Source organism: Catenovulum maritimum, from assembly GCF_001050375.1.
GTDB lineage: Bacteria > Pseudomonadota > Gammaproteobacteria > Enterobacterales > Alteromonadaceae > Catenovulum > Catenovulum maritimum.
Map to the genome: position 1 here is coordinate 46,934 of NZ_KQ130499.1, position 18,459 is coordinate 65,392.

18 protein-coding genes and 1 tRNA gene are annotated in these 18,459 nt (G+C 37.6%); 8 read left to right on the top strand and 11 right to left on the bottom strand.

Translation table 11 applies throughout. The annotated features are described in order from the left end of the window. Nucleotides 1-354: 354 nt before the first annotated feature. Nucleotides 355-1,377 (top strand): UDP-glucose 4-epimerase GalE, encoded by a 1,023-nt coding sequence (galE, locus tag XM47_RS15050; RefSeq protein ID WP_048694283.1) that lies wholly within the window; start codon nucleotides 355-357, stop codon nucleotides 1,375-1,377. 167 nt (nucleotides 1,378-1,544) lie between these two features. After that, on the top strand, nucleotides 1,545-2,414 hold the full coding sequence (locus XM47_RS15055) for a DUF481 domain-containing protein (RefSeq protein ID WP_048694284.1): 870 nt from the start codon (nucleotides 1,545-1,547) through the stop codon (nucleotides 2,412-2,414). Here XM47_RS15055 and nadC read toward each other — a convergent pair. From nadC to XM47_RS15075, 4 genes are all read right to left on the bottom strand, one after another. Continuing rightward, nucleotides 2,411-3,265: a carboxylating nicotinate-nucleotide diphosphorylase gene (gene nadC / locus XM47_RS15060; protein WP_048694287.1), complete on the bottom strand. Its 855-nt coding sequence runs from the start codon at nucleotides 3,263-3,265 to the stop codon at nucleotides 2,411-2,413. The genes XM47_RS15055 and nadC overlap by 4 nt on opposite strands. 326 nt (nucleotides 3,266-3,591) lie before the next feature. Then, nucleotides 3,592-3,682: transfer RNA gene (locus XM47_RS15065), tRNA-Ser, on the bottom strand. Nucleotides 3,683-3,775: 93 nt separating this feature from the next. Further along, nucleotides 3,776-4,840: a quinolinate synthase NadA gene (gene nadA, locus XM47_RS15070; RefSeq protein WP_048694289.1), complete on the bottom strand. Its 1,065-nt coding sequence runs from the start codon at nucleotides 4,838-4,840 to the stop codon at nucleotides 3,776-3,778. A gap of 129 nt (nucleotides 4,841-4,969) precedes the next feature. Next, nucleotides 4,970-6,391, bottom strand: coding sequence for a sugar porter family MFS transporter (locus XM47_RS15075; protein ID WP_048694292.1), 1,422 nt, complete (start codon nucleotides 6,389-6,391; stop codon nucleotides 4,970-4,972). A gap of 242 nt (nucleotides 6,392-6,633) precedes the next feature. Between XM47_RS15075 and XM47_RS15080 the strand changes: the two genes are divergently transcribed. The 3 genes from XM47_RS15080 to XM47_RS15090 all read left to right on the top strand — a co-directional run bounded on the left by XM47_RS15080 (nucleotide 6,634) and on the right by XM47_RS15090 (nucleotide 9,388). After that, a complete protein-coding gene (locus XM47_RS15080; protein ID WP_048694294.1) occupies nucleotides 6,634-7,137 on the top strand; it encodes a phosphatase PAP2 family protein in 504 nt (167 codons plus the stop codon). A gap of 4 nt (nucleotides 7,138-7,141) precedes the next feature. After that, the gene (locus XM47_RS15085; protein WP_048694296.1) at nucleotides 7,142-8,209 is read left to right on the top strand and encodes an MJ1255/VC2487 family glycosyltransferase; all 1,068 of its coding nucleotides are present in this window, start codon (nucleotides 7,142-7,144) and stop codon (nucleotides 8,207-8,209) included. A 132-nt stretch (nucleotides 8,210-8,341) separates the two neighbouring features. Further along, on the top strand, nucleotides 8,342-9,388 hold the full coding sequence (locus XM47_RS15090; protein ID WP_077066582.1) for a sensor domain-containing diguanylate cyclase: 1,047 nt from the start codon (nucleotides 8,342-8,344) through the stop codon (nucleotides 9,386-9,388). A gap of 13 nt (nucleotides 9,389-9,401) precedes the next feature. On the opposite strand, the gene XM47_RS15095 is transcribed toward XM47_RS15090, so the two are convergent. Then, complete coding sequence (locus tag XM47_RS15095; protein ID WP_048694299.1) at nucleotides 9,402-10,247, bottom strand: DUF3530 family protein; 846 nt, start codon at nucleotides 10,245-10,247, stop codon at nucleotides 9,402-9,404. 53 nt (nucleotides 10,248-10,300) lie between these two features. Next, complete coding sequence (gene yrfG / locus XM47_RS15100; protein ID WP_048694302.1) at nucleotides 10,301-10,969, bottom strand: GMP/IMP nucleotidase; 669 nt, start codon at nucleotides 10,967-10,969, stop codon at nucleotides 10,301-10,303. 51 nt (nucleotides 10,970-11,020) lie between these two features. On the opposite strand from yrfG, the gene nudE reads away from it, so the two are divergent. From nudE to XM47_RS15115, 3 genes are read left to right on the top strand one after another with little or no spacing between them, the layout of a single operon-like run. After that, nucleotides 11,021-11,599 (top strand): ADP compounds hydrolase NudE, encoded by a 579-nt coding sequence (nudE, locus tag XM47_RS15105; RefSeq protein WP_048694349.1) that lies wholly within the window; start codon nucleotides 11,021-11,023, stop codon nucleotides 11,597-11,599. Then, nucleotides 11,589-12,428 carry a 3'(2'),5'-bisphosphate nucleotidase CysQ gene (gene cysQ / locus XM47_RS15110; RefSeq protein ID WP_048694303.1) on the top strand — a complete coding sequence of 280 codons (840 nt, stop codon included), beginning with the start codon at nucleotides 11,589-11,591 and terminating at the stop codon, nucleotides 12,426-12,428. Before nudE ends, cysQ begins: the two co-directional genes overlap by 11 nt. A gap of 14 nt (nucleotides 12,429-12,442) precedes the next feature. Beyond that, on the top strand, nucleotides 12,443-13,030 hold the full coding sequence (locus XM47_RS15115; protein ID WP_048694306.1) for a YceI family protein: 588 nt from the start codon (nucleotides 12,443-12,445) through the stop codon (nucleotides 13,028-13,030). Nucleotides 13,031-13,077: 47 nt separating this feature from the next. Here the strand turns inward: XM47_RS15115 and XM47_RS15120 are convergent, their stop codons facing one another. From XM47_RS15120 to XM47_RS15140, 5 genes are all read right to left on the bottom strand, one after another. Next, the gene (locus XM47_RS15120) at nucleotides 13,078-13,890 is read right to left on the bottom strand and encodes a hypothetical protein (protein ID WP_048694309.1); all 813 of its coding nucleotides are present in this window, start codon (nucleotides 13,888-13,890) and stop codon (nucleotides 13,078-13,080) included. A gap of 42 nt (nucleotides 13,891-13,932) precedes the next feature. Next, nucleotides 13,933-14,937: a hypothetical protein gene (locus XM47_RS15125; protein WP_048694311.1), complete on the bottom strand. Its 1,005-nt coding sequence runs from the start codon at nucleotides 14,935-14,937 to the stop codon at nucleotides 13,933-13,935. Nucleotides 14,938-15,147: 210 nt separating this feature from the next. Next, nucleotides 15,148-16,797 (bottom strand): B12-binding domain-containing radical SAM protein, encoded by a 1,650-nt coding sequence (locus tag XM47_RS15130; RefSeq protein ID WP_048694314.1) that lies wholly within the window; start codon nucleotides 16,795-16,797, stop codon nucleotides 15,148-15,150. A gap of 84 nt (nucleotides 16,798-16,881) precedes the next feature. Then, nucleotides 16,882-17,853: a peptidylprolyl isomerase gene (locus XM47_RS15135; protein WP_048694315.1), complete on the bottom strand. Its 972-nt coding sequence runs from the start codon at nucleotides 17,851-17,853 to the stop codon at nucleotides 16,882-16,884. Continuing rightward, nucleotides 17,850-18,452: a hypothetical protein gene (locus XM47_RS15140; protein ID WP_048694317.1), complete on the bottom strand. Its 603-nt coding sequence runs from the start codon at nucleotides 18,450-18,452 to the stop codon at nucleotides 17,850-17,852. Before XM47_RS15140 ends, XM47_RS15135 begins: the two co-directional genes overlap by 4 nt. Between the last annotated feature and the right edge of the window lie 7 nt (nucleotides 18,453-18,459).

The window sequence follows — 18,459 nt, forward strand, 5'->3', positions numbered from 1 at the left end:
TCTCCAACTAAATAATCTAAAAAAATCCCAAAAAAAAACCCACTCCGATTCACCACCTATAGAGGTGATGAACTGGAGTGGGCATCTTTGCCTTAACAGCACAACACTGTGCTATTAATAATAAATTGTTCGAACTAGATAATACATTAAGCGTGCCAATATTTTTTAAACCATTAAAAACAACAACTTAGACAAATAATCAGCTAGAATTAAAATCAAACCAAAAATCAGCTTCACTAATTAAGTGCAAATATTCCTGGTAGCCTAGTTTAATTTTGCACTTGCACTTCACTATTGAGCAGATACTTAGGTAAACTAGCTCGTAGATTCATTCAATTAAGTAAAGGGAACAAAATGAGTGCAACAATTTTAGTAACAGGTGGCGCTGGTTATATTGGTAGCCATACTGTTTTAGAACTTTTAAACCAAGACGATCAGGTAATTGTCTTTGATAATTTAAGTAATTCATCAGAAGAATCACTCAAGCGTGTTGAAAAAATTACAGGTAAACAGGCAACTTTTGTCAAAGGCGATATTTTAGATACGGCACAATTAGATGCTGTTTTTAAACAATATAAAATCGATTCTGTTATTCACTTTGCTGGTTTAAAAGCAGTTGGCGAAAGCACCCAAATTCCTCTGACTTACTATCAAAACAATGTCACTGGTACCATCAACTTGTGCCAAGTGATGGCTGACAACCAAGTTAAGTCTTTGGTATTTAGTTCATCTGCGACTGTTTATGGCGATCCAATTGCATTACCATTAATTGAAACCATGCCGACTGGGATACCAACTAACGCTTACGGCCATTCTAAATTAATGATTGAAGAGATTCTGCGCGATCTATCAGAATCTGACCCTGAATGGAAAATTGTTATCTTGCGTTACTTTAATCCAATTGGTGCACACGAATCAGGCTTAATAGGTGAAGATCCAAATGGTATTCCAAATAACTTGATGCCTTTTATCTCACAGGTTGCTGTCGGTCGCCGTGAGCAATTAAGTGTATTCGGTAATGATTACGATACTCACGACGGTACAGGCGTCAGAGATTATATTCACGTAGTCGATCTAGCTTTAGGTCATTTAAAGGCATTAAACAGAATTAAGACAGACACTGGCGTATTTACCTATAACCTAGGTACAGGAATTGGTTACTCAGTACTAGATATGGTGAAAGCTTTTGAAAAAGTCTCAGATAAAGCGGTCAAATACCAAATTGTCGATCGTAGACCTGGGGATGTTGCGGCCTGTTATGCCGATGCGACTGCAGCATTAAAAGAGCTCGAGTGGTCAGCACAATTTGATTTAGATAGAATGTGTCAGGACACTTGGCGTTGGCAAAGTACTAACCCAAATGGTTATGAAAGCTAATTCACAATAAACACCTTACACTGGAGTGATATGATTTACTCCAGTGTAAACAATCAACTAAAAGTGAAAATATTCAATATAATTTTTTAACCTAAGTTTAGAATTGAACTTTTAGGTAAAAAGATTAGAATAGTCGCGATTTTTGTCCGTTTTAACCGAGCTCTTTCATGACCAAATACCAATCTATATTCTTTTTTACTTCACTCTCCTTTGCTCAGTGTAGCTATGCAGCGAGTGATCACCAAGAATCAAGATTTGGTAAATTCGATGCTTCAGCAGAGTTGGGTTATGTTATGACAGCGAGCACATCTAAAAGTGATTCTAAGCGCCTCATCTTTAAAACCTCTATTAACAATCAAACTGAAAATTTTCGACATGACTTTAGGTTCTCTACTTTTTTTCGCCAAGATGAAGAAAAAGTTGATAAAAATGATCCTGATAGTGACACAATTCCTGTCACTAAAAGTGAAAAGTATTTTGCTTCGTTAGAATCAACCTATCTAGTCTCTAAAGACGGTGATGGTATCCCTTTATTCATGTCTTACGAAACTGATAGAATTAATAAAAACTATGCTTACCAAGCTTCAGTTGCAACAGGTTATAACTATAAGATCTTAGATTCTGAAGTCGATTATTTAGAGTTTTCTGTTGGTCCTGGTTATGCTTTCGATAAATTAAAAAAATCATTTAGAACTTATTTTGATGAGAATGATAACGAGGTTGAAGCTGGCGACCAAAATGTAGTTGATAGCAAAACAACAACGACATTTTATGAAGAAAGCCGAAAAGAGTTTATTCTACGTGCGGCAGCAACATATAAAAGAGAAATTGCTAAAAACGTGAACTTTAACGCTGGCTATTCAGTGGAACGAAGTGCAGAAAACATAAAAACCAAATTAGAGTCAGCAATTACAATGAAAGTAAATGGCTCTCTTGCTGTTAAAGCCTCGCTTGTCAGCAATCAAAATACCAATTCAGGTAATGACCAAGTTAACAAAGATAAAATTAACTCAGTCACTTTAGTTTATAAGTTTTAATCTATCCTAAGTGATAAATCGATTGCTTGGATATGCTTAGTTAGCGCACCACTAGAGATAAAATCAACGCCAGCCTGTGCATAATCAGCAATTGTCTCTAACGTAATGTTACCCGACATTTCTAATTTAGCTGGTTTATCTGCAGCTTTATTAATATCTGACGCCGCTGCTATTTCTGCCGGTGAATAATTATCTAACATAATAATATCTGCACCTGCTGCTAAGGCTAAATTAAGCTCGTCATTGTTTTCCACTTCGACTTCAACTGGTTTATTTGGTGCAATTTGACGCGCTTGTTTAACGGCGTTTTCAATTGAACCAGCTGCAATAATGTGATTTTCTTTTATTAAGAAGGCATCATACAAACCGATTCTATGGTTTTGACCGCCTCCGCAAGTCACTGCATACTTTTGTGCTAAACGTAAACCTGGAATAGTTTTTCGAGTATCTAATAATTTAGTTTGAGTATGAGCAATTTTGGCCACATATATAGAGGTTGCAGTCGCTGTAGCAGATAGCGTTTGAATAAAATTAAGCGCCGTTCTTTCGGCAGTTAAAATATCTCTAGCTGAACCTTTTAACTGACAAAGAGTTTGATTTGGTGACAGTTTATCGCCATCTTTAGCTAACCAAGTAATTTCAACTTCAGATTTAATTTGTCGAAAAGCCTCTTCCAACCAAGCTTGGCCACACAAAACACATGACTCTCTGGTAATAATCCTTGCTGACACTGTCTGCTCCGCAGGGATCAATAAAGCCGTAATATCATTATCTGGATTTAAACCGTTTAAATCTTCGTATAACGCAGCTTCAACTTGGGCTTGTATACTTGATAGCAATTCAGGAGTCATATTCTTAGGTAAACCATTCAATTTTTATAATTTGTTAATGTCAGTATTTTACACTAATCAGGTATTACCAAGCATAAAAAATTTATTTTATTTCAAATGTAAGATTGAGTGCTTTTACGCAACTAACATATTAAATCTAACAAAACTTAACTCAGGCTAATATGAAGGAATCGCTTGAAGAGCCGACTCAGAATAATTTAAAACGTATGCACTATAGCTAATGCAGTATTGTGGCCAGCAGGATAAAGAAAAATTTATTTCAAGAAGTCTTTGTTAATAACTCGCAGTATAAACAAATTGAAGAGTTATGGGATAAAGAAGAAGAGTGGCGGTGAGAGAGGGGTTCGAACCCTCGATACGCTATTAACGTATACACACTTTCCAGGCGTGCGCCTTCAGCCGCTCAGCCATCTCACCGTTTAAAATTGCTTGTTTAAAGCGGGCTGCATAATAGGGAATACAGCCCAATTTAGCAAGTTTTCAGCCCTAAAAACTGAAATAAAACTTAGTTTACGCGTTACCTTTTACTTTTTGCTTATGCTCAGCTGCAAAGTTAAGCATTCTGTCTAATGGCAATAAAGCTCTTTCGCGCAATGCTTCATCAACAAAAATTTCATGCTCAGACAAATCATCTGCGATTAAACAGTTTTCAATTGCAACTAAACCATTCATTGCCATCCAAGGACAATGAGCACAGCTACGACATGTTGCGCCTTGCCCGCCTGTTGGTGCTTCAATAAAGGTTTTTTCAGGCGTTAGCTGCTGCATCTTGTAAAAAATGCCTTTATCGGTCGCTACGATGAACATTTCGTTGTCCATCTCCTGACTTGCTTTTATGAGCTGGCTCGTCGAGCCAACAGCGTCGGCCAATTCAATAACCGAAGCTGGTGATTCAGGATGTACCAAAACGGCTGCTTGTGGGTACATAGACTTCATGTCAATTAAGTGCTTGGCTTTAAACTCATCATGAACGATACAAGCACCATTCCATTTGAGCATTTCGGCACCTGTTTGCTTTTCAATGTAAGCGCCTAAATGTTTATCTGGTCCCCAGATAATTTTATGCCCTTCACTATCTAAATGCTCAACAATTTCAAGTGCAATAGAAGAGGTAACAACCCAGTCTGCACGAGCTTTTACCGCTGCCGACGTGTTTGCATATACCACGACAGTATGGTCTGGATGTGCGTCACAAAATTCAGTGAATTCTTTTTCAGGACAACCCAAATCAAGTGAACAGGTTGCGTCTAAAGTTGGCATAAACACACGCTTTTCAGGGCTTAGTATTTTAGAGGTTTCACCCATAAACTTAACCCCAGCAACGATTAGATTCTTAGCTGGGTGGTCACGCCCAAAACGTGCCATTTCGAGAGAATCAGACACACATCCGCCAGTTTCTTCAGCGAGTGCTTGAATTTCTGGATCTGTGTAATAATGTGCGACTAAAACAGCATCTTTTTCAATCAACAATTGCTTGATTCTATCTTTGTACGCTTGTTTTTCGTCTTGATTCAAAGGAACGGGTTTAGCTGGGTATTCAAACTCAATACCAGCATTAAGTTGCATTTGCGCCATGAAGTGTCATTCATCTATTGCCAATAATTTCGCGAATTATACTGCAACTAGAGTGAAATATGTATTAATTAAGCATAAAAAAAGCGCATAACCTATGACTATGCGCTTTTATTAGTTTGTATATCTTTATTAGCCAGCCATTTCCTCTAGCTCTTTACCTTTGGTTTCTAATACATATTTAGCGACAAATACAGCTGAAATCGCAGCACATAAAGCATAGAAGCCATAAGCAACAGCTAAACCAACAGAAGCTAAAATAATTGGGAATGTCATGGTAATCGCAAAATTAGCGACCCATTGAAAGAATCCGGCAATAGATAAACCTAGGCCTCGAATACGATTCGGGAACATTTCACCCAACATAACCCACATGATAGGTCCCCATGACATGTTGAAGAAAATAACATACAAGTTAGCAGATACGAGTGCTACACCACCCATTTGCGAATTTAAACTCACTTCGCCATTAGCACCTACACTAGCAGTAGAGAATGCATATGCAGCAATAGCAAGTGTTACAGCCATACCCACAGAGCCAATCCAGAGTAGAGGTTTACGCCCAATTTTGTCGACTAAAGTAATAGCAACAATACATGCAGCAATACTCAAACTGCCTGATAAGACGTTAATAAACAAAGAATCGCTTTCAGAAAAACCAACCGACTGCCACAATACTGCGCCGTAGTAAAACACCACATTAATGCCGACAAATTGCTGGAATACCGCAAGGCCAATACCAACCCAGATGATAGGTCTAACTTTGCCTGTAACCCCATCTTTTAAATCTTTTAAAGATGGTTGGTCACTTGCTGAACTTGCAACCGTTGCGCTAATTTCATCAAACTTTTTCAGTGCTTCTTCTTTACCGTATAATTTAGTTAATACCGAAATAGCCTGCTCTTTTTTACCTTTAGCGACTAAAAACCTTGGACTTTCAGGAATAAAAAACAAGGCAAATAAGAAGATAAATGCTGGTGCTAATTCTACCCAGAACATCCAACGCCATGTTTCATAATCAAGCCACAAAATGTTTAACGCCGAACCAGAAATACTAGCAAGTAGGTAATTTCCTAAAAATGCAGCGGTTAAACCAGAAATAATCGCAATTTGCTGAACTGTCGTAAGACGGCCTCTATATCTAGCAGGTGCAACTTCACTAATATAAGCTGGTGTCATAACACTTGCCGCACCAACCGCGAAACCGCCAAGAACTCGATAAAAAATAAATTCAATCGAAGTGGCAGATATACCTGTTCCCCATGCGGAAATAATAAACAAAATGGCAGAGGTAATTAGCATTAACTTTCTACCATAAGTGTCAGCTAAGCGGCCTGCGATTGCAGCCCCAAAAGCACAACCAAGTAACATACTTGCAACATTAAACCCAGTTCCCGCAGAATCAGAATTAAATGCAACTTTTAAACCTTCTACAGTTCCATTTATCGAACCACTATCATACCCAAACAGAAAGCCACCAATAGTCGCGATACAGCTTATTAATAAAATAAACGCTGTATTTTCTTTATTACCTACATTCAGCTCAACACTCATATTGCTCTCCAGTAACCGTCAACATCTTAGTTAACATTTTTTTACACTTATTAACAATAGTAACAAGTTTGGATTTTAGTTGAAATTATAAAATAATGTTATTTAATTACAATTTTTAACAATCATTTCCCTTAACCAATCATATAAAATTTTGCTGTCATATTTGTGTCCTATTTTGTTCAATTATTCGTCACATTAAACGAATAGTATTTGAAATATTAGCCTAACGGATAAGTTCAAATATGAATAAAATAACGGCGAAAGATCAGCAACTTTTTGCTTGGCTTTTCACCTCAACTCAAAATAAAAACATGCAATGGGTCAAACTGATTTCCAAAACAGGTGATGGCCACTTTTATCTTGCATTAGCTTTAACTTTAGCCTTGCTTGAGAGAGAAGGCTTTTGGTTTTTAGCCGTAGGCTTAATTGCATTTATGTTTGAGTTGCCTTCTTATTTCATGCTGAAAAAAGCGTTTAAAAGAACGCGTCCCAGCGATTTATTAGTGGCGGCATACATTGAGCCAAGCGACAAATTTAGTTTGCCTTCGGGTCATACTGCAGCTGCATTTTTGATGGCCAGTTTAATTAGTTATTTTTATCCCAGTTTTAGCCTGCTTGCATACACTTGGGCTAGTTTAATCGGTTTATCTCGTGTCTTGTTGGGGGTTCATTTTCCCACAGATATTTTGGCTGGCGCGATCCTAGGTATTGCCAGCGCTTGGTTTAGTTTATTTTTGGTGCTTTGATTTTATGAAAATTTTATATGGTGTACAGGGAACAGGTAATGGTCATATTAGCCGAGCTAGAATCATGGCTAAGCGTTTTGCCGAGTTAAATATAGACGTGGACTATATCTTCTCCGGCCGAGAGCCTGATAAATTTTTTGATATGGAAGTATTTGGAGACTACCAAGTCAAAAAAGGTATGTCTTTTGTTAGTAATGATGGCGATGTTTCTATTTTTTCGACGTTAAAGCAAATTGAAGCCTCTCGTTTTTTGAAAGATGTAAACCGTTTAGATTTAAGCCAATATGACTTATTGTTAAATGACTTTGAACCGGTAACTGCTTGGGCAGCGAAAAGACAAGGATTGACCAGCATAGGTATATCTCATCAAGCTTCTTTTATGCAAAACATACCAACACAAGGCGCTAAGTGGACTGATAAGAAATTACTTAAATATTTTGCGCCTTGCCAATATAACTTAGGGGTTCATTGGTATCACTTCGGTGCATCGATTATTCCTCCTTTTATCGAACGTCAGCACGATATTAGCCAAACACCGAAAAAGATACTGGTTTACTTACCATTTGAATCTCTTGAGCAAATAAAGTCTCTATTGGCTGATTTTTGTGATTTCGACTTTTATTGTTATCACCCAGATATAGTTGAAAACCAAGACAACGAACACTTACACCTTAGAAAGCTCAGTAAAGATAAGTTTAAGCAAGACTTAGCCGAGTGCAGCGGTATTATTGCCAATGCAGGTTTTGAACTGTCGAGTGAAGCTTTATGTTTTGGTAAACGAATTTTGTTAAAACCGTTAAATGGTCAATTTGAACAAGCGAGTAATGCGCATACTCTCGAGCTACTAGGCCTTGCAACAGTTATGAATCAACTGAATTTTGAAACCGTTGAAACTTGGCTTGAAAATAATCAATCTGGTCAGGTTATTTTTCCTGATGACCCTCAGCCTTTGATTGACTGGATATTAAAAGGTCAATATCAAGATACTGCGGAGCTCAGAAAACAGCTGTGGCAACAAGTACAATTTCCAGCTGAAGTTATTCAATTACTTGAAGGCAATAAAGCGGCTTAAATGCTTGTATTCTTAGAGCAAAATACACTGTTCTAAGAATACACTCGCCAAAAATCATTTAATTGATATTTCTCAATTAAGTGATTTTTGGCTATAGTTGAACCACAGATCAATAAAATAAGCCTCCCAAATTTGCAAGCAAAAAAAGGTATTAGCTTTGTCAGGCGTACATATTTACCTAGAATTATAGGACTTTCACTCGGCGCATTTCCCGTGGCGTCTGTGTTATATGCGCAACAGCATAATTTGCTCACATGGCTTGCGCTATTTTTATGCAGTTTTGTATGGCCACATGTTGCCCATGTAGTCAGCTTAAAGGCTAATAAACCGCATAAACTGGCTTTTTTATGCTTATTAATCGATTCAGTGATCGTTGGCTTTTGGCTGCCTGTTATACATTTTAGTATCATACCTTGTATTTTATATATTACGGCTTCCACTCTAAATAACGTAGCTTCAGGCGGTTTACTATTTTATCTTAAAGGCTTGCTGGCAAATATAGTCGGTGTTGCTTTGGGGATTATTTGCTACGGCTTTAATTGGGATATAGAGACAAGCAAACTAACCATACTAATATGCTTACCTCTACTGCTGATTTATCCTCTTATGGTCGGCTCTGTGACCTACCACCTTTCAAAAAAACTCGGACAAAAAATCAAAAAAATCGAAAAGATAAACCAGCTGGACTATTTATCTCAATTATATAATCGGCGCTTTTGGGAAAGTTTGGCAGAGAAGAGTTACTTAGAGTTTAAACAAACGAATCAACCAACTTGTTTGCTGATGATCGACATTGATCATTTTAAAAAGATAAATGATCAATTTGGACATCTTGCCGGCGATCAAGTTATTCAACAATTTTCAACCAAATTAAGAAGCTTTTTTGCAGTCCAAACCAGTGCATTTGGTCGGTATGGTGGTGAAGAGTTTGGGGTGATCCTCCAAAACACTGATCAAGCAGCAGCATTAATGCTCGCGCAAGAATTTAGAGAAAAAATAGCAGCTGAAGCGATCGAATTTAAAGGGCAATTTTTCAATTATACAATAAGCATAGGGGTTGCTGAAATTAACAAAAACATGAATCAATATTGGCTCTGGGTAGATGCCGCAGATAAAGCTTTATATCAAGCAAAAACAAGTGGTCGTAATCAAGTTTGCGTATATACCCAAGCTAGCTAAATCAAAAGTTGGTTTACCAACCTAAATAAGTTAAATAACCATATATTTCTTTACCTAACCTGGCTTCTCTAGGTTCAAAGCCAGCCAGACCAAATAACTCTCTTTGTCGATAATGCATAGTTAAATGTCTTTTGCTCGCTTGCACTCTCTTGCTAACTGTCGATAAAGAAATATGACTATCTTGTTCAGACCAAACATCAAGAATTGGCATTGGCAAACGCGCTATTTTAGTCGCCAACCCATGATTTAATTTATGATCAGGTAAATAAGGTGCAATTAAAACAAGAGCATCAGGTTGTTTAATCTCTTTCTTTTCAAATGATTCGATTAGCCAACCTGCTGTGGCACCTTGTGCTACGAATAAAATTAATCCGGGATAGTTTTTTGCTTCCTGTTGCAAGGCACTGACAAATAACTTGATTTGCGCGCGATAGTTGGCTTGTAAGCTTTCTGGAAAATAATAAGTACTTGAATTAGGTCTATCACTATATTTTTTAAGTACCGCTTCATCTTGAGTTATCTCTTCCCCTTTAGATAAATCAGGTACGAGCCCAGCAAGCGTGATCCAACCATAATCATTGAGTTGATATCTTAAACGTAAAAATGCGGATGCTTGAGCAGGGCTAACAGTCATATCAGGCAGTAAAATAGCGACCCCTCTGACAGTTGCTTGCGTTTGTTCACTGAGTAAGGCCGTAAACTCAGTTTCTCCAGCCATTAAGAGTTTAATTTCATCTTCTGGGGCAAAGCGCTTGATATCAGAAACTAACAAGTCGACTTTAGAGGTTGGCAAAACATACTCTATAGAATGGGCTGTCGTAATTGTGAAAAGCAAAATAAAATAAGATAAGAGCTTCATATGCGGCGCCAATAATCCGAGATAATTTAATATCGGCTCAATCAGCCAAATATTTAACCTAATTCTTCTAAGGCTTTAATCATTTGCCAATAATCCTCTATCGCTTCAAATTCCTTTATCTCGCGAGAAGCTTGCTGGCTGTCTGGATTTTTAATTGCAACTAGGTGCTGAATACCAAATTCCTGAGCCTTATGTAAAATAGGTAAACTATCATCAACAAACAAGGTTCTTGCTTTATCAAACTTTAAATCAGCCTGAACCGCTTGCCATAATTCCAAAGACTCTTTGCTATAGCCGTATTCATGGGTTGAAATAAGCCGATCAAAATAATCATGTAACTGAGTTTTTTCGAATTTGAGTGTCATCCCATCAGGATGGGAATTTGTCAGTAATATGACCTGTTTTCCTGCTTTTCTTAGTGCAGTTAAGAATTCAGGCGTGCTTTGTCGAATCTGAATTAAGTGAGACACTTCACGTTTCAACTCAACTATATCTAAATTCAGCTCTTTTGCCCAATAGTCAAAACAATACCATTTTAATTGCCCTTGCAATTTAGCATATTGGCGTTTTAAATTTTCTCGTACACTTTCTTCCGATAAATTATGTATCTGTGAATATCGTTTGGGTAAATGCTCTAACCAAAAATGATTATCAAAATGTAAGTCTAATAAAGTGCCATCCATATCTAAAAGCACAGTATCTATATCTTGCCATTGCAGCATAAGGTTTATTGGTATATTTTGGGTTACATGGAGACTAGTATAACAAAGCCAATGAATAAATTACTGCCAGAAAAACAATTACCGCAAATTTTGAACACTGAAACGTTAGCTGAAAGCAGGTTATTTAGAGTCGAGAGCCTAGATCTCGAATTTTCTAACGGTGAAAAAAGAACCTTTGAACGACTAAGAGGAAATAGACCTGGTCGGGGCGCAGTTATGATAGTCCCTATGGTAGATGAAAATACCTTTGCCCTTATTCGAGAATACGCAGCAGGCACACATAATTACCAACTCGGATTCCCAAAAGGCATTATTGATATAGGTGAAACGCCAGAACAAGCTGCTAATAGAGAATTAAAAGAAGAAATAGGCATGGGTGCTAATAAACTGATAAACATGAAAAGTCTAGCTATGGCACCTGGATATTCGAGCTCTAGCATGCATATTTTGTTAGCTCATTCACTTTATCCGGAAAAACTTGACGGAGATGAGCCAGAACCATTGGATATTATACACTGGTCAGTTAATAATATAGATGAACTACTGCAAAGAGATGACTTTACCGAAGCACGCAGTGTAGCGGCATTATTTTTGGCACAACAGATATTGAAGACGCAGAATGACACCTAAACCCAAAGACCTGCTCGAACAAGTAAAACAAATCGCATATCACGCTGGTGAAGCTATTATGCAAATTTATAAAAAAAACGACTATGATTTGTATCAAAAAGACGATGAATCACCTGTCACTTCAGCTGATTATGCAGCAAATGAAGTATTAGTCGAAGAGTTAAAAAACCTAGCGCCTGATATTCCAATCATTTCTGAAGAAATGGAAAAAACCCCTTTAGTTGAAAGACAAAAGTGGAAGCGCTACTGGTTATTAGACCCTATGGATGGGACGCAAGAGTTTGTTTCTAGGAGTGGCGACTTTGCGGTCAATATAGCACTGATCGAAAACCACACCCCTGTACTAGGGGTAATTTACTGGCCAACCAAAAATACTTGGTATTTTGCTACTAAAGGCAATGGTGCTTACAAACAAATTAAGCAAACTGGAAATATAGTTCCAATCCAGGTGACTAGCCACAGCGAAAAACCTGAACTGAGAATTGCGGTATCACGTGTTCAAAAATCAGAAACCATAGCCAAATATCTAGTTGCAGAACAAACTCATCCTAAAATCGCCTTAGGTAGCTGCTCGCTTAAAAACTGTTTAATTGCCGAAGGTAATGCTGACTTTTATTTGCGTATAGGTCCAACTGGAGAGTGGGATACAGGAGCGAGTCATTGCATACTTAGAGAAGCAGGTGGGGAAATTTTAGATGCTGAATTTAACCCCATCACTTATAATCAGCGCGATACGTTAGAAAACCCAGACTTTATTGTTATGGGAGATCAAAATATAGAATGGCAAAAAGTGGTCAAGCCCCACAAGACGCACCGAAAATTAAATTAAGGGAAATCTCATTAATGAAATTTAAACAGCTAAGCTTAGGATTAGGCTTACTTCTTTCTTTATCTACTACCCAAGCATTTGCGGATTGGAGTTTGGTCAACTCTCAATCTCAGTTAAATTTTTTATCGACAAAAAAATCTCAAGTAACTGAGCTACATAAATTTAATCAACTATCAGGCAAGGTTTCTGATTTAGGCCAAGTTGAAATTCAAATCGATTTAAACTCAGTTGATACACAAATTCCAATTCGAAACCAAAGAATGCAGGAATTTTTATTTGAGACAACAAAATTTGCTACAGCTGAACTAACAGCTCAATTAAAGCCAGCTTTACTGAAGAGCTTAGCACTAGGAAGTGCGGAACAAATCTCATTAAAAGCTGAGTTAAACTTACACGGACATAAACAAAATATTGATGTGCAAGCAATCGTTTTTAAGCAAGCGAACAATGATCTAAAAGTTATTTCAACTCAACCTATTTTACTGCAAGCATCGCAATTTGATTTAGTAAACGGCCTCAATAAGTTACAAGAATTAGCTGGACTCCCATCTATCACTTATACAGTTCCAGTTACTTTCTCACTTGAATTCAAGGCAGATTAAACTATCCACAAAAACACAGCTGTAATCAATTACAGCTGTGTTTAGCCTTAAAATGAATACTTGATAGCAGCTAATAGAGATATTTCTTTATACTCCCTTTTAGGCTGATAAAATTGTCCTGCTGGTCGCCCCAGACGATACAAACTTGCTTCTTTACTTTTTCCGATGAACTCCTGTTTATAACCGACTCCCAAGCTTAAATTGACTGAGCGAGAATATTCATGAATAAATTCAGCGCCAAGTTTTGCTGATAAGAAGTTAGTGAGTTCAACTCGGCCTATGTCAAACTGGTTGTTTTTAAACTCAACTGTCATTTCGCCATCTAATGCAGATTCAAATAATAGATCAAACTTAAGTTTATTTTTGTCAGTTATAGGTAGCTGAAACTCTGTCCCAAGCTGAAAAGTTGTAAAGTTATAAACTTCATAAAGACCACTAACATCGGCTTGTGAGCGAATATCTCTATTAACCTTAACACTCGCTAATCCCCCCAACACATACCAGTCAAGCTTATCTGAGCTAATTAAACGACGAAGCCTTAAAGTATAATGGTTTCGGCTTATATCGCTCTTTGTGGATTTTTGTATCCCGCTTTGGGTTTGACCTAAATAATCTAAGCGACCTTTTTGCGGCGCCATGCTGACAGATATTTGCCATAATCGAGTTTGGTAACCGAGTTCAAGCATGAATGAATTAGCCTTGCCAGATTCACGGTTTAAGTTAACCCCTAAATCGACCTCATCATATTCGGTTTGGTTATGTGCAGCGCCCGTTTTTATATAAAATTCGTTTGCATAGAGCGGGCAATAAATCAGCGCTGAAATAATAAAACTAAAAGGCAAAAAAAAGCGACTAAGCATAAGATTAGTCGCCTTTTGAATAAAATAAGTCATAACTATCAGTTACATTAAAGATGACCAGCTAACGATATCTGTCGAATCTATGCTGCCGTCACCATTTGTGTCTATATCTACTTTGACACTGGTGCTAGATAAAGTGGTCAATGTCATACTAGAACCTGAACCAACGACTTTAAGCTTACCGCTAAAAGGATAACTTGCATTTAAAGAGGCGTATTCAAAGCTATCGGTAATCGAAAGGGATACACTGCCATTAAGCGTATTGTCTGCAACGATTGCGGCATAATCTACTCTAGTAATACCAGTATTATTATCAAAAACACTTGTGCCATTTAAACCACTTACGATTTGTTTAAATCTATCGGCTTCATAACTCACCTGACTAGACTGCGATTTTATAGTATAACCATTCACTGTACTAATTTTAGTCAGTAAAAGAGCGCCTGATATTTCAAGTTTGTCTGAAGTGTTTCCCAACGAAAAACCATCAAAATCAAAGCTCAAACCTAAAGTGTAATCATCCGAAAACTCTGAGTCTCCGACAACATTAGTAAAAGTAACAGCCATCACACCATTACTGACCATGCCGCTACTATCTTTACAATTACTAAATTCCATTTTCAAGTAATCGCCTATGGTTTCTCGGCCTTGTGAAGCAATACTTGCAATAAATTTTTGTTTACCAGAAACATCGCAATCAAATTCTTGGTTTATCTTCACACCAGTAAAGGTATCGCCAATTAATTTTTTACTTGAACGAGTGAGCTCAACTAAACGGTCAAAATTAACAGGGCTGCTTGATTCGTTATTTTGAGATGATACTCCCGAAAATGAATCAAAAAAACCGCGACTGACGCCATCAGCAAAGCCTTCTAAACTAGCTGAAAGCGCGATTTCAGACACAGTATCAGAATTAGCTTCTGTTATTTTAATCGGGGTGGTATTTATACTGTTTTCAATGCTAGCAGTGGAGTCACCGCCACTACCTCCGCATCCAGTTAAACTAATTCCGGTTAATAGTGCGAGGTTTAACCATGTTTTATTCATTTTGTATTTCCATATTTAATCGTTATAGGTTTCCATCAATTGCTCTAGTACAAATGCCACAGCGCTTAACTCAAGAAACAGAAACCTGCAGTAAAGTAGCTTGCTATAATACATTAAATTTTGAATTGAAAAAATGAGTTCCTACCAAACAGCTGCCTAATACTTACCGATAACCCGCCTACTAAACGCTCTTTCTAATCCGTCAAAAGTCTAAGACTTATGCCTTTGTTGCCTTTGCAATAACTTACTTTGGGTTTTAATCTCGCTTTTATCTTCAGCAAACACCTTAAGCGTACTAAAATGACTTTTTAGTTTAGAAGCTGCATAATCCTGCTCTATCGCTGAAATAACCGCTTGATGCTTAGTTGGAAACAATGCCTCTGTTGCTTGTGAGATAAGCTCATACAGTCGCTTCAAGTTAATTTGATGTGTTTGCCCCGTCTCGTCAAATAACCAATTACTCAACGCCATAAACTCATCAAATGGGTTGTCTGATAATATTTGTGGTAATGAATGCTTAAAGCGACCTGAATTACCTATCATGTCCCAGTAACGCGCAAATCGATTAACCAATTGCATAGTTGCAAAGTCGACTAAATTGGTACTCAAAATATTAAAAGGCGGTAGCGGATTGAAACGCAAATCAAATGCTTGTGTATGCCTAATAATTGGGCTTCCTTTCAGGCGTTTTAAAATACCAAGTTGAATTTCCTGTGGCTTACATTGATAAAGTTGATTAAAACTATCACGAAAAGATTCAAGCGTTTCACCAGGCAAACCAAAAATGAGATCTGCGTGAATGTGTGCACTGGTATTTTGTCTCAACCAAATCAGGTTATCTTTTGATTTAGCGTTATTTTGCTTTCGATTTATATTTGCTTGCACTTGGGGTTCAAAGGTTTGGATCCCAACCTCAAATTGTAAACAGTCGTCTGGAAATTGAGCCAAAAACTCTTTAAGTTTTCGCGGTAAATGATCTGGGACCACTTCAAAGTGAAGATATAAATCATCCGTCATGCGATCTAAGAAAAACTGCATAATTTTTATCGATGTCGCGATATTTAAATTAAAAGTTCTATCTATAAATTTAAAGTTCCTAGCACCGCGTTGATACAAAATATCCATCTGAGCTAAAAATGATTCTAATTCAAACGGATTAGATGCAGTGTCTAATGAAGACAAACAAAATTCACACTTAAATGGGCAGCCGCGCGAAGCCTCAACATAGAGTAGCCGGTTTTGTAAGTCTTCATCTGAGTAATATTGATACGGATACTCTAACTCCGTCAATGCAACAGGTTTAGACTTCAATATTTTTTGTTCTGGCTCTGTGCGATTAATAATATCTCGACACAACTGATAAAAACTAATATCTGCAGCGCCTGTTAAAACATAATCAGCATATTCGACTATCGTCTGTTGTTCAGTTTCATAACTGACTTCTGGACCACCCAAAACAACTTTAATCTCTGGCGCGATCACTTTTAATAAACTCACCACATTAGTCGTTTCAACTATATTCCAAATATAAACACCAAATCCAACTATGCTAGGTTTAGCTGCCAATATTTGCTCGACAATATCGATTGCTCGAGTTTGAATAACAAACTCTTTAATCTCGCAATTTGCTTGCAACTCTTTAAGGTTGGCATATAAATACCTTAACCCTAAGCTAGCATGTATATATTTAGCATTAATCGTGGCCAGCACTATTTTATCCGATTCAACAGATACTGGGCTTTCGTGCTGCTCTAAAGAGGCCGGCGGAGATAAATCTACTTTATTAGCAAGAGATAAATCAGATTCAGTTACATTGATATGTTTGATAGCTAACGAGGAATCAACTGGTTGACTGGACATGTGAGTACTTAATCCGGAAAAAAATCTAACGGATATGATACAGCATCTGTCGCTGTATCACTATCATTAGCTATAAGCCTTAATTTAAAGCCTAGGTGGTTGGGCTGCCTGTTCCTGAGTTTTTTGAGGGGAAACCAACTTAGCTGGTAACTTATCCAAATAGCGTTCGACTGAAATTGCTTTTAATACCGTTTGATTAAACTCGAGTTCAGCCTGTTGTTGCTTTTGTGTGATTAATTGATGGTAAATTTTCTGCCTCACTCTCTCAAATGGCAAAACTTGCTCATTTACCTTGTTCACCGATTTAATTAAATAAAGCCCCTTATCGGTTTGTATAACAGGTGAAACCTCACCTAGCTTCAAATGAAACATTATATTTTGTACTGCCTGAGGATACTTAGAAGCAACACCTTGAATTTGCCAACCTTTTAATCCCCCTTTATAACGACTAGCTTGATCATCCGAATGCTCAATTGCTAGCGGACCAAAGTCTTTCAGCTTAATTGCTAAAGCTTTATCACGGACTTGATTTAATTGCTCGATTTGCTGATTTATATCGCCAGTTAATGTTTGATAAAGCATGGCAATTTGAACTCTAGTATTTTGCTGATATTTCCTTGGATTGGCTTGATAATATTCTTGAATTTCTGCTTCTAATACTTTAATTTTATCGAGCTTAGGTTGTAAAATTTGTTGTCTTAATTGACCAATTAATAAATTTTCAACCGCTTGAATGTAGTCATAAGAATCATCTTGATTATGCCGTTTCGCAAACTGAATACTTGCCTGCCGAACAATTAATTCATCAAGCAAAACATTATAGTCAAGCGAGTCTAGATGCTTCCCTGCTCTGTTTTTTGCTGCTTGTTCAAAGTATTCAAGGCTAATATATTCATCTCCAACCTTAGCTACATTCACAGTTAACAGCTCTGGTTTCGCCAGCATAAAAGCTTGGTAACTCAGTTGAGCTAACCACAAACTCACAACACCAAAAATAAACCCGATTGGGTAACTAACCCAAGGGCTAGCAAGAGTATAAGTTGGAGTTAGCTTCATTCAATCGTTACCTGAACTGCATCTGCAGAAAATTGATAGCCACCCGCAGTAGATGAGGCGCTAAAGTTAACTTGGGTCGCCCCCGACGCAAGCGCTTCAAACTCTACCTGAGTCAGTGCCACCGGCCAAGTATCTGTATTAGGCCATTTGCCTTCGGGGAAGTTTGCCCAAGAAAAAACCATATACATGTCAGTTTGGGGATCATTATCTAAATCAGTTAAATCAGCTGTTGCTTGCCCTTCGCCTAAAAAGCTTGTCGTTAGGGTTTGGCTTGTCGATACAAAATTCAAGTCTTGGCTCGCCCAATGGACTCGCACAGCTAACCCTGCTAAATCAACATTTTCAGGTTCCGTTTTATATTGCAATGGCAAACTAAAACTATCGCCTTTGTTAACGCTTAAATTGCCGCTGATAATTTTTTGCACTCTTTCTGTGCTAGGCTCTGGCACAGGATCTACTGGCGGCTCTGGCGGTGGGTTTGTGACTGCTGGGTCGCCTCCGCCTTCAACCGTATAATTATCACCGCCGCCACCACAAGCAACTAAAGCAGAAGATATTAATAGCAAACAGCTGATTTTATTAGCTAATTTAAGGTTCATTGTTATC